Source organism: Bacillus sp. R86525 (genome assembly GCF_042466195.1).
Taxonomy (GTDB): domain Bacteria; phylum Bacillota; class Bacilli; order Bacillales; family Bacillaceae_G; genus Bacillus_A; species Bacillus_A nitratireducens.
In genome coordinates this window covers 3,216,713-3,233,599 of record NZ_JAXHPX010000007.1, presented here as the reverse complement: position 1 = coordinate 3,233,599, position 16,887 = coordinate 3,216,713, and the positions used below count along the sequence as shown (strand labels likewise).

15 protein-coding genes are annotated in these 16,887 nt (G+C 34.8%); 13 read left to right on the top strand and 2 right to left on the bottom strand.

The window, feature by feature from the left end:
• Window positions 1-7 precede the first annotated feature (7 nt).
• From SJY24_RS19300 to adhP, 4 genes are all read left to right on the top strand, one after another.
• Window positions 8-643, top strand: a complete 636-nt coding sequence (locus tag SJY24_RS19300; protein WP_000694636.1) for a response regulator — start codon at window positions 8-10, stop codon at window positions 641-643.
• Window positions 644-773: 130 nt separating this feature from the next.
• On the top strand, window positions 774-1,628 hold the full coding sequence (locus tag SJY24_RS19295) for a MurR/RpiR family transcriptional regulator (protein ID WP_377865824.1): 855 nt from the start codon (window positions 774-776) through the stop codon (window positions 1,626-1,628).
• A 548-nt stretch (window positions 1,629-2,176) separates the two neighbouring features.
• Window positions 2,177-2,713 carry a methyltransferase family protein gene (locus SJY24_RS19290; protein WP_377865822.1) on the top strand — a complete coding sequence of 179 codons (537 nt, stop codon included), beginning with the start codon at window positions 2,177-2,179 and terminating at the stop codon, window positions 2,711-2,713.
• A gap of 773 nt (window positions 2,714-3,486) precedes the next feature.
• Complete coding sequence (gene adhP, locus SJY24_RS19285) at window positions 3,487-4,524, top strand: alcohol dehydrogenase AdhP (protein WP_000649117.1); 1,038 nt, start codon at window positions 3,487-3,489, stop codon at window positions 4,522-4,524.
• 152 nt (window positions 4,525-4,676) lie between these two features.
• On the opposite strand, the gene SJY24_RS19280 is transcribed toward adhP, so the two are convergent.
• Window positions 4,677-5,696 carry an ABC transporter permease gene (locus SJY24_RS19280; protein ID WP_377865820.1) on the bottom strand — a complete coding sequence of 340 codons (1,020 nt, stop codon included), beginning with the start codon at window positions 5,694-5,696 and terminating at the stop codon, window positions 4,677-4,679.
• Window positions 5,693-6,595 carry an ABC transporter permease subunit gene (locus SJY24_RS19275; RefSeq protein ID WP_377865819.1) on the bottom strand — a complete coding sequence of 301 codons (903 nt, stop codon included), beginning with the start codon at window positions 6,593-6,595 and terminating at the stop codon, window positions 5,693-5,695. Before SJY24_RS19275 ends, SJY24_RS19280 begins: the two co-directional genes overlap by 4 nt.
• 210 nt (window positions 6,596-6,805) lie before the next feature.
• Between SJY24_RS19275 and SJY24_RS19270 the strand changes: the two genes are divergently transcribed.
• From SJY24_RS19270 to SJY24_RS19230, 9 genes are all read left to right on the top strand, one after another.
• Window positions 6,806-7,267: a hypothetical protein gene (locus tag SJY24_RS19270; protein WP_098219481.1), complete on the top strand. Its 462-nt coding sequence runs from the start codon at window positions 6,806-6,808 to the stop codon at window positions 7,265-7,267.
• A 490-nt stretch (window positions 7,268-7,757) separates the two neighbouring features.
• Entirely contained in the window at window positions 7,758-9,296 is a 1,539-nt protein-coding gene (gene gntK / locus SJY24_RS19265) for a gluconokinase (protein ID WP_377865818.1), read from the top strand.
• A gap of 14 nt (window positions 9,297-9,310) precedes the next feature.
• Window positions 9,311-10,660: a GntP family permease gene (locus SJY24_RS19260; RefSeq protein WP_377865816.1), complete on the top strand. Its 1,350-nt coding sequence runs from the start codon at window positions 9,311-9,313 to the stop codon at window positions 10,658-10,660.
• Between the two features lie 18 nt (window positions 10,661-10,678).
• Complete coding sequence (gnd, locus tag SJY24_RS19255) at window positions 10,679-11,575, top strand: phosphogluconate dehydrogenase (NAD(+)-dependent, decarboxylating) (protein ID WP_377865815.1); 897 nt, start codon at window positions 10,679-10,681, stop codon at window positions 11,573-11,575.
• A 152-nt stretch (window positions 11,576-11,727) separates the two neighbouring features.
• Window positions 11,728-12,264: an NADPH-dependent FMN reductase gene (locus tag SJY24_RS19250; protein ID WP_071745885.1), complete on the top strand. Its 537-nt coding sequence runs from the start codon at window positions 11,728-11,730 to the stop codon at window positions 12,262-12,264.
• 1 nt (window position 12,265) lies between these two features.
• Complete coding sequence (locus SJY24_RS19245) at window positions 12,266-13,495, top strand: MFS transporter (protein WP_377865814.1); 1,230 nt, start codon at window positions 12,266-12,268, stop codon at window positions 13,493-13,495.
• 63 nt (window positions 13,496-13,558) lie between these two features.
• The gene (locus SJY24_RS19240) at window positions 13,559-14,116 is read left to right on the top strand and encodes a YdcF family protein (RefSeq protein ID WP_377865813.1); all 558 of its coding nucleotides are present in this window, start codon (window positions 13,559-13,561) and stop codon (window positions 14,114-14,116) included.
• Between the two features lie 102 nt (window positions 14,117-14,218).
• Window positions 14,219-15,166 carry an ABC transporter ATP-binding protein gene (locus SJY24_RS19235; RefSeq protein ID WP_377865812.1) on the top strand — a complete coding sequence of 316 codons (948 nt, stop codon included), beginning with the start codon at window positions 14,219-14,221 and terminating at the stop codon, window positions 15,164-15,166.
• A gap of 3 nt (window positions 15,167-15,169) precedes the next feature.
• Window positions 15,170-16,681 carry an ABC transporter permease/substrate-binding protein gene (locus tag SJY24_RS19230; RefSeq protein WP_377865811.1) on the top strand — a complete coding sequence of 504 codons (1,512 nt, stop codon included), beginning with the start codon at window positions 15,170-15,172 and terminating at the stop codon, window positions 16,679-16,681.
• Window positions 16,682-16,887: the final 206 nt, after the last annotated feature.

Genomic DNA, 16,887 nt, shown 5'->3' with positions numbered 1-16,887 from the left:
AACGTCTGTGAAAATTAAATTATTACTTGTAGAAGATCATCATATCGTTCGAAGGGGACTTGTATTTTTTTTGAAGACGAGAGAAGAATTTGAAATTATTGGGGAAGCAGAAAATGGTGAAGAAGCATTAACATTCGTCCAAACAGAAAGGCCAGATGTAGTATTAATGGATTTATCAATGCCGAAAATGGATGGTATTGAAGCGACAAAACGTATAAAACAATATGATGAGACGATAAAGATACTTATGCTCAGTAGTTTTTCAGAACAAGATTATGTTTTACCAGCAATAGAAGCTGGAGCAGATGGTTATCAATTAAAAGAAGTGCAGCCAGATCAACTTGTTGCGTCAATCGTTGCGGTATATCAAGGGAATGCAAATTTTCATCCGAAAGTAACACCTGCACTATTAGGACGGTCAGCAGTCAAGAAAGAAAAAGAGAATCCTTTTTCTATGTTAACGAGAAGGGAGCAAGAAGTACTTCGTGAAATTGCGAAAGGAAGAAGCAATAAGGAGATTGCAGCAGAGCTTCATATTACAGAACAAACTGTGAAAACACACGTTTCTAACGTATTGGCCAAATTAGAAGTAGATGACCGTACACAAGCTGCATTATACGCAGTAAAGCATGGGGAAAACTAGAAATAAGTATGAATAATTGTGTCATATGTTACGGTAGAATACATAGGAGCGAATAAAATCGCTAAATAAAGGTGTTTCTTCTTTCGATTATTAGGTACAATATAGCTACTATGGAAGGGGAAGATACGATATGCCTGGTACAAAAAGTGGGATTGGAAAGATTCAGGCTTCGTTAAATGGTTTATCACCGAAATTACGAAGTATTGCCGAACATATTTTGAAACATCCACAAGATGTTGTACATAAATCGATTACGGAGTTAGCGGAGGTTACGAATAGTTCTGAAGCAACGATATTCCGCTTATGCAAACACCTAGGTTTTCAAGGGTTTCAAGACCTGAAAATTACATTAGCTCGTGAGATTGTACATACCCCGATGCAAAATATTCATGAGGAAGTATCGGTAGAAGATAATATGGTCACTGTTGCTAAAAAAGTTTTTCATTCACATATTACAGGACTGCAAGATACATTACATTTGTTAAACGATAACGCGTTGGAACAGGCAGTAAGTGCGCTGAATGAAGCGAAACGAATTGAGTTTTATGGAAATGGTGGTTCGGGTATTATTGCGATGGATGCTTATCATAAGTTTATGAGAACGGGTATTTCTTGTATTGCTCATACGGATTCACATTTTCAAATTATGGGAGCTGGCTTGCTGACAAAAGAAGCAGTGGTCATTGCAATTTCTCATTCGGGCAGTAATAAAGGATTACTTGAAGCATTAGAAGTAGCGAAAGCAAGAGGGGCGCGCATTATTGCGATTACGAGCTATCAAAAATCTGCATTAAGCCAACTTGCTCATATAACGCTATATACTTCGACGCGTGAGACGGAATTTCGTACAGAAGCAAGTTCGTCAAGAATAGCACAGTTAAGTTTGTTAGATACTTTATACGTTGGGTTATCGTTACAACGCCAAGAAGAAACATTGCAAAATTTACAAAGTATACGTGAAACAATTTCAATGAAACGAATATAAAAGGCTCTTCAAATGTTAAATATAGATAATAACTTATAGGGTAGTTAGTCCATTATGGGGCTGATTATCCTTTTTATTTACATAATGAATAAAAAGAATGAATATTCAATTCGATTAGTATAATGTAGATATGGAATTTGAATCGTTTGTTTGGCTTTTGGGAGGGGGACAAAGCCTCGGAGAGTGTTTTAATGAGGGTTAAAGAAAATAAACGTTGGTAAAAGAAAAGCTTTCCTACTAGTGGATTCAGAGGGGGTACCTGTTACATCAGTAGCTTAGTAATAGACCGATTAGAAAAACAAAATTTAGTAGAACGAAAAACTGACAAATTAGATCGGGGATATACATGTCTTTACATTTTAGAACAAGTTAAAGACTATATTGAAAAGTTAATCTCTGATTATTTTGTGCCATTACTTGCAAAAATAAAGGCATTGAACAAGGAAGAGTAATTAGTTATTTCTGAAGGGATCTCCAAATTTCATGACCTAATTGATAAAAATAAGTGAGTTGATTATAAGATACTTTTATTGAAAGGAAAAAGAATTATGTTTCTCATAGCATATTTACCTATTTTTCTGTATTTATTATTAGAATTTTATAGAAGTTCACCTGTTAAAGAAGAAAAACAAAATCGTGGCTCTAGTTTTTTTATCGGAATAGTTTTAGCATTGATGTTAACCATTCCAGAGATTATGTATTTCTTTACAGTAAATAAGATTAATTCATTGCTGTTTTTGGGTGTTATTATCGGGCTAATTGGTGTATGGATAAGATTTTCTTCAATGAAAATCTTAGGGAGATTTTACAGTAGGAATGTCGGAATGCAAGGGGGACATAAGTTAATTCAAAACGGTCTATATAAATATGTTCGCCATCCTGGTTATTTAGGGTCTTTTTTGACCTTTTTAGGATTTGCTATATCTTCATCTTCATTCATTGCCATTATCATAAATATTATTTTATTTTTCCTTGTGTATTCGTATCGTATAAAAATTGAAGAGAGAATTCTTATTACGCTGTTTGGTGAACAATATAAACAATATCAGTCCAAGACTTGGCGAATTATTCCGTTTCTATATTAGGGATTATAGGGAAAGTTCAAAATTAGTTACTAAAGTCATTTAGTCTTTACATTGGGGTGATATCCAAACTAATTTTATTCGAGGAAATACATCTTTTCTTTCTATTTGGTGAAGTTAGAGGAATAGTTATCGGAATAAACTGTCTAAATGGATGGCTTATTGTATTTTTGCTTAGCGTGGTGTAGCTCGTCACAATCAAACTAAGAAAAGCAAATATCCCAAAATAAGAAAATGTACATTTTCTTATTTTGGGGTGCTAGAAATTTCTTAAATAAATGGATTCGGGGTCCCACCACATTATAAAAAGATAGGAACAAATATGTTCCTGTCTTTGATTTTATTGAGTCTAAAGTGTATGATCTAAATATAATAATAGAAGGCTTTTTATATTGGTGAATAGTTGTTGATATATTCGCTTGATTTAAGGGTTCTAATTGTCTATAGAAATATACTACTTATAATCTCCCAAGCTTAAAAAATATTTTTTAAACCCCTATATTCTTTGCATCTAAACCAAAAAGAAATGCCTGATAAATTTCAATGTAAATATGATGGAATTTCAGTTTTCCTTTCAAATATAGCAAGAAAATATTTGGTTAATAATTCAAAAATTGTTCAATATTTTACAATAAGCTTATGAAATTCCATGTTATGATGAACCTGTAATGATGATTGAACACTTAAATTTGGTACAATAATTAGCCAAAATAGTGAGGACAGTAGTTGTGAGATAAACTCATTAAAACTCTAAAACACTAAAGGGGAGATCACATATGAAAGCAGTAGTAGTTAATAAAAACAGCAAAGCAAATATTGAAGTTATTGAAAAAGAATTACGTCCGTTACACTCGGGTGAAGCGCTAGTGGATGTAGAGTATTGTGGAGTTTGCCACACTGATTTACACGTTGCGAATCATGATTTCGGAAACACCGATGGCCGCATCCTTGGTCATGAGGGTGTAGGTATTGTTACTAAAATTGCTGATGATGTTACTTCACTAAAGATAGGTGACCGTGTAAGTATTGCATGGATGTTCCAATCTTGTGGACGTTGTGAATATTGCGTAACGGGGAGAGAAACATTCTGCCGTGAAGTGAAAAATGCTGGTTATTCAGTAGATGGTGGTATGGCTGAACAATGTATTGTTACAGCTGATTATGCGGTGAAGGTACCAGAAGGATTAGATCCTGCTCAAGCATCATCAATCACATGTGCGGGCGTAACTACATATAAAGCTATAAAAGTATCAGACATTAAACCTGGTCAACCTATCGTAATCTATGGTTGTGGTGGATTAGGAAACTTAGCTATCCAATATGCTAAAAACGTATTTGGTGCAAAGGTAATTGCAGTAGATATCAATGACGACAAATTAGCCTTAGCAAAAGAGGTTGGTGCGGATATGACTATCAATCCAATTTCTCAAGGTCCTGCTGATAAGATTGTTCAAGATGAGTTTGGTGGTGCTTATGCTGCTGTAGTAACAGCCGTTTCTAAAGTAGCCTTCAATTCAGCAGTTGATGCAGTACGTGCTTGTGGTAAAGTCGTTGCAGTAGGTTTACCAGTAGAAACTATGGATTTAAACATTCCGCGCCTTGTATTAGATGGAATTGAAGTAGTTGGTTCTCTAGTTGGTACTCGTAAGGACTTAGAGGAGGCATTCATGTTCGGTGCAGAAGGAAAAGTAGTGCCGGTTGTTCAAACCTGTTCTCTAGATAAAGTACAAAATGTATTCGAAGAAATGGAAGAAGGTAGAATTCAAGGACGTATGGTAATCGATTTTAAACAGCATAATTGTGATTGTAAATAATTTACTTTAAATATACAAAACATGAGTCTAGCAAAGGACATGTAAAAAAGTTAGACGGCATAAAAAAGATGATCCCTCGTATTCAATAGGGATCATCTTTTTTATATTCTACTAATATCAATGCCAATTAATACTTGATTGATGAGACATGATTAAAAGTTCACTTTATTTGCAAACGAAAAAGAATCTTTATTTTCAACAAATTTTTTATGATCTGGAACGGTTTTAATTGCTACAACTTGCGAATCTCTTGCTTTCAGTGCATCTTGAATCCCGATTGTCATAAGCTTAATAAAAAGAATCGTAATAAAGAATGAAACGAGAGTATAAAAAATAATCCACCATGAAAGATTCATTTCATAACGATTTAATCCAATAAGACCTGCCCAATCATTAGATATAGAAACAGGTTTGGGCACTCCGTCATAGAGTTCCCGCATTTGTATCCCGCCAATTACAATGTTAAGCAACGCTAAATGGATAACGAGTATGAGTGTTTGGACGATATGTTCCATGAATAACACAAATAAGCGATCAAGTAATAAGACTCGTAAGTGTTTTTTGATAATATGAAAACGGCTAGCACCCAGCAATTGAGAACTTAAAATGTAATCTTGTTTCATAAATTCATCAACCTCTGAGGATATATATAAAGAAAGTGTAGGTAGAGCGACGAAAATAAGTACGAGTACTTGATAAAACATAAATGAAATATTTGGGTCCAATCTATCAGCGTTTGATGTGATTACAATATTAACGGGCGTGATGAGTATAAATGCGATAAATAGAGTTGGAATATAATAAAAAACTTCTGAGCATGACTGGAAAAATCTCTTGAATTTTGGAGCGTATAAACTTAAGAGGATTCCTATACATGTTCCGAATAAAATTCGAAAGAAGCTAATTGCCACGGCTAATAAAATGGTGAATTTTGCTCCTTCTACAATTTGGAAGAAAACAGACTCTCCAAAACGATCAGATCCAAAAGGCGGCATTAACGATGGCGAAAAGGGGGCCTTTCCAAGTAATTCGTTATTGTCATTGTAAAGTAACTGAGGAGGTTTTGGGATGTTATCTTTAAAGAACCAACTATAAATAAAACTAGCTGAAACAAGTATGAATAAATAAGTAAAGCCGATTAAAAATCGTTTTGATTTCCAAATAGATTTCATAATGCTGCTCCTTTCAATTGCTTTTGCCATCTATTCATCATGAATGAGATTATTTGAAAAATGGCATAAAACGGTAAAATAATCATAACAAGTATGATAAATGCAGCTGGAGGTGAAATAAACGCCTTCTTAAATAAAAATTGGATAATGCCTTCCATATTAAAAATAAATTCTAAAATGAATAAGTTAGAAAGTAAGAAAACAAAAATCGTTTTTAAATGGTGAAAGAAGTGGATAGATATATTTTTGAATAAATGAATGCATAGTATATAACTTGATGAAAGTCCTTTTCCATATGCAACCTCTACGTAATGTTTTTCATGTTCTTCTTTTATGTATAACACCATCATCCGAAACATTTGTAATGTAGGTAAGACTGCTAAAGATAAAATAGGGAGTAAATAAGCTCGATTTTCATTAAAAGAAATAATGGTGACAGGAGATTCCCCGAATTTCTGAAGTACCCATATGAAAAATATTTGCAAACAAATCATCATCATCATATCAGGGACAGCTTCTAATATGAATACAATTCGGTTTATCCATTTTTTTATATAATCTTTTGCTAAAAAATAAAAAAATGCCATACTAGATGATAGAAAGAGTGCAAGCAAAAAGGCTACAAATAATACAGTAAATGAATAGAGGTAAGGTTCTAAAACAGTTGGAAATAATGGTATTTTTTTGAAACTACCAAATTTCGGGTCTGATCCTATAACCACTAATGATTCAGGGGAGAAAACCTGTTTTAACATAGTAACGATCTGATTAAAAAAATGAATTGGTTGAAAAGTGAATCCTTGTTGAGTGATAAATAAATAAGGTAAATTTAGTAATAGTAAGAGTGATAAAAGAATTGATGAAAGTTTTATTGTGAATTGAGATATTTTATATAACATTAAATCCCTCCGACATCGTTTTACAACATTATACAATAAAGTTCATATTTTGTTTTTGATTTTTCAGAAAAATATAAATTCTATTAGATTTTATAGTATGGAACATATATTTACAAGGTGAAAAAGTGATAGTAGGGAGCCACGCCCTATGTCTATCAAGCTGAGAAAACGAAAACTTATATATTATTATCTTTAGGTGGAGGGGAAAGAATGTTTGATAAATTAAAAAGGTTATTTAAAAAAGATAAAGAGAATGATTTAGAAGATGAGAGGTACATTTTAATTTCTGAAAGTGAGCTAAATGAAGAATTAAAAAGAAAGATAGTTGAATTAGAAAGGTTAGGATCAGAATATAGTAAAGTTCTTCAAAAAAAATATATAAATGAATTTGAGAGAAAAGGAAAACGAAACCTAAAAATATGGGTTAATAGGGATATTGACGGAGATGAAATAGAAGACTTAAATTCTGAGAAATGTCTAGAAAAAGAATATCGTTCTGAAATAATAATAGATTTTAATGATGTTACTGTTGAAGATGATGAATATGCAGATTTCATACAGTTATGGTATTACTATGGTGGTTATTTTAAAAGTACTGGGACTTTATATGACACATCAAGAAATAATTTAGAAACAGACATTGAAACAGCTTTACAAACATTACTTGAATAATTAATGTATACTAGTCTCTCGTTTAATTAACGAGTTATGTAGTTGAACAAGAAATACAAATAATAATTAATCCTTTTTTAAAACGCTCTTTCTTTTTGCTCATTTATTGAGTTTATCTATATTAATTTGTCAAACTTTATGTTCCTGTTACAAAATACGCTATTCTTTCTGTAAAATCACAGGAAAGGATGGCGTTTTTGTATGTCTATTTCTGTATCCAATGAATTACAATTATTTGCTTGAGAAATTCAAAACTTTTTATTTCCGAATATCTTACGAGAGATGTTGGTTTCGTGCAACGAATCAGCAAATACTAAACAAAAGATTTAGTCGCTCTATGTGTATGGATAAGTGAAATAAAATGGGGGGTACATTTTATTTTGAAAAAAATTTTCTTTTTGTGACTTGATTTATGAAAAATATTTTATATGCTAATTCATGTAAACGGTTTACTAGATCGTATTTTGCTAGAAACGAAGGGAAGATTCGCATGGAAACAAGGGGGAGAGTAATCGGGATTGACATCGGTACCACAAGTACGAAAACGGTTGTATTCACTGAAAAAGGAAAAGTCGTTGCTTCACATGCAGTTGATTATCCAATCATTCAACCGAACGTCGGATGGGCGGAGCAAGATCCTGATGTAATATGTGCTGCTGTATATAAAACTGTAAGCGTTGCCATTGAAAAGGGTAATGTGTCACCAGAGGATATTTCTTCAATCGGTATTAGTACAGCAATGCACGCCTTAATTGCAGTAGATGAAAACGGCGCACCGTTAACGCGCTCTATTATTTGGGCAGATAATCGAAGCACAAAGCAATCAGAAAAACTATTACAACAAATGAATGGTCATGACATTTATAGAAGAACTGGTACACCGATTCATCCGATGTCACCACTTTCTAAATTACTGTGGATGAAAGAAGAAGAAACGGAGTTATTCAGAACTGCTCATAAATTTATTTCCATTAAAGAGTATGTCATTTATCAATTATTCTCACGCTATGTAGTTGATCATTCAATTGCATCAGCTACTGGGTTATTTAATTTAGAAACATTAAACTGGGATGAAGATGTTTTAACTATGTTAAATGTGTCACCAGAACAATTATCAACACCTGTACCAACTACATATATTTTATCGGGAATGAAACCGGAATTAGCACGAAAGATGGGCATTCGTGAAGATACTCCGGTTGTTATTGGTGCAAGTGATGGTGTTCTTGCAAATGTGGGTGTCGGTGCAATATCGCCTGGTTCAGCTGCAATTACGATTGGAACAAGTGGTGCAGTTCGAACAATTTCATCAAATGTCAATACAGATGAAAAGGGAAGAACGTTTTGTTACGCATTAACAGATGAGCACTGGGTTATCGGTGGGCCAACTAATAATGGCGGGATATTACTGAGATGGTTACGTGATGAATTTGGTAGCCCAGAGCAAGAAGTTGCAAAGAAGCTTGGGATTGATCCTTATGATTTATTAATTAAGTATGCAGAAAGTGTACCAGCTGGAGCAGATGGATTGCTATTTTTACCGTTTCTATCTGGAGAACGTGCACCCTACTGGAATGCAAATGCTCGTGGTACATTCTTCGGAATTAACCTTCAGCATAAACGTGAACATTTCATACGTGCTGTCATGGAAGGAGTTTGTATGAGTGTGTATTCAGTTGCACTTGCCATTCGTGATTGTACGGGGCCACTTACTGAAATACGTGTTTCAGGAGGCTTTGCAAAGTCTGCATTTTGGAGACAAATGTTATCTGACATGATGGGGAAAGAATTGCTTGTTCCAGAAAGTCATGAAGCATCTGCGCTTGGGGCAGCGGCACTTGCTTTGTATACAATTGGGAAAATTGATTCTCTTGAAGAGGTGAAGGATTGGATTGATATTGTCCATCACCATGTACCGAATAAAGAAAATACGGCTTTATATTTAGAGATGTTTTATATGTATGAACGACTTTACAATCGTTTGAAAGAAGAATTTGATTGTATAGCTGCTTTCCAACGTAAACAATAGGGGGATTGGGAGAAATGGTAGTTGGGATTGTACTAGCGGCTGTTGTCATATTACTTTTACTAATTACGGTAGTAAAATGGCATCCATTTGTCGCGTTAATTTTAACAGCAATCGGTGTAGGGCTAGCAATGGGGATGCCCTTAATTGGAACTTCACCACAACATCCAGGGATTATCGATTCTATTAAATTAGGTCTTGGTAATACGTTAGGGTTTTTGGCGATTGTTTTAGCTTTAGGAACAATGCTTGGGAAAATGATGGCTGAGTCTGGCGGTGCTGAACGAATTGCAAACACATTAATTGGACGTTTTGGGAAAAAGCGTGTTCACTGGGCAATGATGTTCGTTGCATTTTTAGTAGGGATTCCGGTGTTTTTCCAAGTTGGATTTGTACTATTAATTCCGTTAGTATTTACAATTGCGTTAGAAACAGGGGTATCACTTATTACAATCGGTATTCCGCTAGTAGCAGGTCTTTCGGTTGTACACGGACTTGTTCCACCGCATCCAGCAGCAATGGCAGCGGTAGGTATATTTAAAGCAGATGTAGGGAAGACAATTTTATATGCATTAATTGTCGGACTTCCAACTGCAATAATTTCAGGTCCGCTTTATGGGAAATGGATCGGTGCTCGTATACATAAAGAAGTACCATTAGAAATAGCGGAGCAATTTATTGAAAGAGATAAGAAGAAGGAACTTCCTAGTTTCGGAAATACATTGTTTACTATTTTACTTCCAGTATTTCTTATGCTTGGTGCATCCATTGCGGAAGTAGCGTTAAGCAAAACGAGTCAACTTGCGCAAGTATTGCACTTTATTGGAGATCCAATAGTCGCATTATTAATTGCAATGATATATTCTTTCTTTAGTCTTGGCTATGCAAAAGGATTTTCTAAAGACAAAGTCTTACAATTTACAAACGATTGCTTAGGGCCTATTGCAAACATACTGTTAGTTATCGGTGCAGGCGGCGCATTTAATAAAGTGTTATTAGATTCTGGGATCGGAACTACAATTGCGGAAATGGCGAAAGAATCGCATATTTCACCGATATTATTAGGTTGGGGAATTGCTGCACTTATCCGAATCGCGACGGGCTCTGCTACTGTTTCTATGATGACAGCAGCTGGAATTGTAGCACCAATTGCAGCAAGTACACCGGGTGTAAATGTTGAACTACTAGCACTTGCAACAGGTGCTGGGTCATTAATATTATCACATGTGAACGATTCTGGATTTTGGATGATTAAAGAGTATTTCGGAATGACTGTGAAAGAAACATTATTAACATGGACTGCGATGGAGACAATACTATCTGTTGTAGCACTTGGACTAATTTCGTTATTAAATATATTTGTATAGAATGGGAGATTGATTAATATGAAACTAGGTTTAATTGGATTAGGAAAAATGGGATTCCCATTAGCTGAACACTTACATGAAGACAAGCATGAAGTAGTTGTATACGATGTAAATAATGAGCTTGTTGAAGAGGCAGGGGACTTAGGGATTACTGCACGTCATACGTTAAAAGAAATGATCGCTGAACTAGAAGCACCTCGTACAATTTGGGTAATGGTACCTGCAGGAGAAGTTGTTGAGTCAGTACTAAAAGATGTATATCCATTATTAGAAGAAGGCGATATCGTTATTGAAGGTGGAAATTCATTCTATAAAGATACGTTGCGCCGAGCTGAAGAAGCGAAAAGCTTTGGCTTACATTACGTAGATATCGGTACATCAGGCGGTGTTGAAGGAGCTAGATACGGTGCTTGCTTAATGGTTGGTGGAGAAAAAGAAATTTATGATCAACTAGAACCTTTATTTAAAGATTTAGCAGTAGAAAATGGTTATTCATATGCAGGTCGCGTCGGTAGTGGGCATTTCTTAAAAATGGTTCACAACGGTATTGAATACGGAATGATGCAAGCAATCGCTGAAGGATTTGAAGTACTAGATAAAAGTGATTTTGATTTCAATTATGAAGATGTTGCAAAAGTATGGGCAAACGGTTCGGTTATCCGTGGTTGGTTAATGGACTTAACTGAAAAAGCATTTGCAGATGATCCAAAACTTGATGGCATTAAAGGTGTAATGAACTCTTCAGGAGAAGGGAAATGGACTGTTGAAACTGCGCTTGAATTACAAGCTGCGGCACCAGTTATCGCTATGTCATTATTTATGCGTTACCGTTCACAAGAAGATGATACATTCCACGGAAAAGTGGTTTCTGCACTTCGTAATCAATTCGGTGGACATGAGGTTGTGAAAAAATAGGGAATATTAGTTTTGTGAAACTCATACGAAAGTATGAGTTTTTTTATTTCTCATACTATTTAATGAAAGTTTTTCCCTCTTTTTACTGTGTTTTGTATAGAAATTTCTGATAATATATAAATATAACTTGAAAACAAAGGGGAGAAATAATTATGAAACTAGTCGTTATTAACGGTACACCAAGAAAATTCGGTAGAACTCGCGTTGTGGCAAAATATATTGCAGAGCAATTTGAAGGGGAGTTATACGATTTAGCAGTAGCGGAATTGCCTTTATATAATGGAGAAGAATCACAACGTGAATTAGAGGCAGTAAAAAAATTAAAAGCTTTAGTGAAAGCTGCGGATGGAGTAGTACTATGTACACCAGAATATCATAATGCGATGAGCGGAGCGCTGAAAAATTCTTTAGACTACTTAAGTAGCAGTGAATTCATCCATAAACCTGTCGCATTGCTAGCAGTTGCTGGAGGAGGTAAAGGGGGAATAAACGCATTAAATAGTATGCGCACTGTCGCTAGAGGCGTTTACGCAAATGCAATCCCAAAACAAGTAGTACTTGATGGATTACATGTGCAAGATGGTGAACTTGGAGAAGATGCAAAACCATTAATTCATGATTTAGTTAAAGAATTAAAAGCATATATGAGCGTATATAAAGAGGTGAAAAAACAATTAGGAGTTGAGTGATATGTCCTCTCTTTATCATGATTCTCGCTTGTATTATATTCTAGGAGCCAATAGTTTATCTGCTATTGGCTCTGGGATTGTTATGATAACGATTCCGTGGCTATTGATTAAGGAAAGTGGGGGAGAGACAACGTTTGGGTATATTTCTATCGTTGCAACTCTCATCATGTTTTTACTAACACCATTCATTGGGCAAAGCATAGATCGTTTTTCAAGAAAATCTTTATTGTTATGTAACGAAGGTATCGGGATAGCCATTATAGGAATGATGGCCATTTGGGGATTTGCTGGGCAATCATACAATTCTATTCATTACATTATTATTTATATAGCAGGTTCTTTCTATTATCTATTATTCTATCCCACAATATTTGCATTTAACCAAGAAATATTTCAATCAGAGCATTATAAAAGTTTAAGTGGCACAATGGAAATACAAGGACAATTAACGCAAGTTATTTCAGGTGCAGCTGCTAGCTTTTTAATTGAGATTATTTCTTTGAAATGGATCTTGTTAGTGGATATGTTAACTTTTGCAGGAGCATTTTTCCTGTTCTTATGTATACCATATGTAAAGAAAAAAGAAGTAAAAGGGAAAGTAACATTTAAGAAGCAATTGTTCGAAGGAATTCACTTTATGAAAAAGCGCCCTAAGTTATTTTGGTTTTTACTAGCGACTTATATGCCGTTTATCGGTGTCATGATGGCAAATTATTTAATCCCAGTATATATTTCAGATATACTCAAAGCTAGTGCCTCTGTATACGCAATTGAAGGTATGATGTACGGTGTCGGAGCGGTTCTTGCAGGAATAAGTATTCCAATCATGATGAAATATGTCAAAACAGAAGTTTCAATCGTTATGACGATGTTCATTTATGTAATTTCAATTACCGCAATGATTATTGAGCCTTCCATTATGTTATTATATGGACTTGCGATTTTTCATGCGATTGGAAATGCTGGAACGAGAGTGGCGAGAAATGTATTGATGATGGAGGAAATCCCAAATGAAGTAATGGGACGTGTGGACAGCTTATTTCGATTAATTGGTACAGGAATTCGAATTGTATTATTAATGTTGTTTACGGCAGGCGTATCTAAGGCAGGGGTAATGATCCCGTTTTACGTACTAAGCTGTATATTGATCCTATCATTAGGAATTGCTTTTTATTATGTAATTTCAAAACGTAAAATGGAAGCGAATGTGTCTAATAAATTCATCGTTTAAAAAACACTTCTTACTCCCCTTCTTTTTCTATATAATAAAAAGAAAGGGAGTGCTAACTTATTTATGAACAAATGGATCTTGCTTATAATCTTATTACTACCTCTGCTATACATCATTTATATGACGTTTCGAATGAATAAAGTTGCTCGTGAAACATTGAGTAATCACTCTCCATACGTTCTTATATTAGGTGCAAAGTTATTTGGAGATAGACCGTCTTTATCTCTTCAAAATCGTTTGGATATAGCGTTGGAATATTTACATGCTCACCCTGAGGTGAAAGTAATTGTTTCAGGTGGTCAAGGGGAAGATGAAGATATACCGGAAGCTCACAGTATGAGAAACTATTTAATGGTACATGGTATAGATGAGAATCGTATTTTAATTGAAGACCGCTCTACAAATACGTATGAAAATTTAAAGTTTAGTATGGATTTATATGATGTAAAGCATGCGGTAGTTGTAAGTAATACGTATCATTTATATCGAACGAAAATAATTGCAAAGCGTTTAGGGATAAAGATGGAAGCTTTAGCTGCTGAAACACCGAGTCGTTCTAAGAGAAAAATGTATGTGCGTGAATATGCTGCAATTATGAAAACATTATTGTTCGACCGTTAGAGCTCAAATGAGAGCTCTTTTTTTGTATAATAAAGCGTATCATTTGAAATGAATGCTATATTCCATCAAAATAAAGGAAACAACATGAAAGGAGTTGTGTCTGTGATTCAATTTAATCATGTGTCAAAAGCGTATGAAGATGGCACAAAAGCAGTGGATTCATTGCATTTAGAAATTAAAAAAGGAGAATTTTTTGTTCTCATTGGTCCGAGTGGTTGCGGGAAAACAACGACAATGAAGATGATTAACCGTTTAATTGAAACGACGGAAGGATCAATTTTAATCGATGGAAAAGATATTCAACAATATAACATAAACGAACTACGTTGGAATATAGGGTACGTGTTGCAGCAGATTGCGCTGTTTCCACATATGACAATTGCTGAAAATATTGCAGTTGTCCCTGAAATGAGAAAATGGACCAAAAAGGAAATAAAAGCACGTGTCGATGACTTGCTACAGATGGTTGGGCTCGATCCAGATGTATATCGTGATCGCATGCCAGATGAATTGTCGGGGGGGCAGAAACAACGTGTTGGTGTCGTACGGGCATTAGCCGCAAACCCGAAAATTGTACTTATGGACGAACCATTTAGTGCGTTAGATCCGTTAAGTAGGGAGCAGCTCCAGAAGGATATCGTACAACTGCAAAAAAAAATTCAAAAAACAATCGTGTTCGTAACGCACGATATGCAAGAAGCTTTATCACTTGGTGATCGTATTTGTGTAATGAAAGAAGGAAAAGTTGTTCAATTAGATACACCAGAAGGAATTATACATAACCCGAAAAATGAGTTTGTAGAGGAGTTCATTGGAAATCGTGGACGACCTTGGTATGAGGGGAAGAGTATAGAAGAGGTATTGCCGCTAGACGATGGTATACGAGTTGAAGGGAATGCTTTATCTTTACATTCGTCATTACAAGAAGCGCTAGTCTGCTTACAAACTGAAGAATCAGTGCCGGTTGAAAAAGATGGTCAATATGTTGGTATGTTAACAAGTCGTCATATTGTCAATTATATTGTTGAACAAATGAAGGAAAGAGGCTAAACAGTGACTGATTTTATTCAAACGTTCCAAGAAAGAAAAATAGAATTGCTAAGTGCATTAAGTGAGCATTTACAAATATCGCTTATTTCACTATTTTTTGCAGTAATTATTGCAGTGCCGCTCGGCATTATATTAACGAGAAAAGAACGAATGGCTGAATTTATTATAGGGACTTCTGCTGTTATGCAGACAGTGCCCTCACTTGCTTTACTTGGACTATTAATTCCGTTAGTAGGAATTGGAAAACTGCCAGCTATAATCGCATTAGTTGTGTATGCACTATTACCTATTTTACGAAATACATATACAGGAATACGGGAATTAGATGAATCACTTATAGAAGCGGCGAGAGCTATGGGGATGAATAGCTGGAAAAGATTATGGAAGGTAGAGCTTCCGCTCGCATTGCCAATTATTATGGCTGGTATTCGTACAGCAATGGTATTAATTGTTGGAACAGCTACATTAGCTGCTTTAATAGGCGCTGGTGGGCTCGGTAAGCTCATATTATTAGGCATAGATCGAAATGACCATGCACTTATCATTTTAGGGGCCGTACCAGCCGCGTTACTCGCTTTATTCTTTGATATAGTACTTCGCATGCTTGAGAGCCCGAAACGCTCTTCTAAGCGCGTTATATTGACGATATGTATAGTTATAGTAATGATAGCTGCACCATTTCTTTGGAATACCCAAAAGAAAGACATAGTTATTGCCGGCAAACTTGGATCCGAACCAGAAATTTTAATTCAAATGTACAAGCAACTTATTGAGCAGGATACAGATTTACAAGTGGAATTAAAGCCGGGCCTTGGAAAAACAGCATTTGTATTTGAAGCGTTAAAATCAGGTGAAGTAGATATATACCCAGAATTTTCAGGTACAGCTTTATCTACTTTCGTGAAAGAAGAGCCGAAAAGTACAAATCGTGATGAAGTATATGAACAAGCTCGTATTGGAATGGAAAAGAAATATAATATGGTTATGTTAAAGCCAATGGAGTATAACAATACATACGCACTAGCCATGCCGAAAAAAATAGCAGATCAAAATAACATAAATACAATTTCTGATTTAGGAAAAATTGCACAGGAAGCTAAAGTAGGATTTACATTAGAGTTTGCTGATCGTGAAGATGGTTATAAAGGAATGCAAAAATTATATAACTATAAGTTTTCAAATGTTAAAACGATGGAACCGAAACTGCGCTATAGTGCAATACAATCGGGGGATGTTAACGTAATCGATGCATATTCAACAGATAGTGAATTGGAGCAATATGGGCTTAAAGTGTTAAAAGATGATAAAGGACTATTCCCGCCTTATCAAGGAGCACCATTATTAAGAAAAGAGACGTTACAGAAATATCCTGAACTCGAAAAAGTATTAAATAAATTATCTGGAAAGATTACAGATGAAGAAATGAGAAAAATGAATTATGAAGTAAACGTAAATGGTAAAAGTAGCGAAGAAGTCGCAAAACAATTTTTACAAAAAGAGAAGTTACTTCGTTAATTTTACAATAAATATACAATTTTATATGTATGAAATGACCGTTCATTACAAAATGAACGGTTTTTTTGTGCATACTTATACATTTTTTCAAAAAAGTATTCCATTTTTCCTCATTTTCTTTTAGAATAAGTAATGTTTTCCTGAAAAAATATAAGAGAAACGTCTATTAGAGAAAAAGGTGACTTTAATAGTTGAACGAACATAAC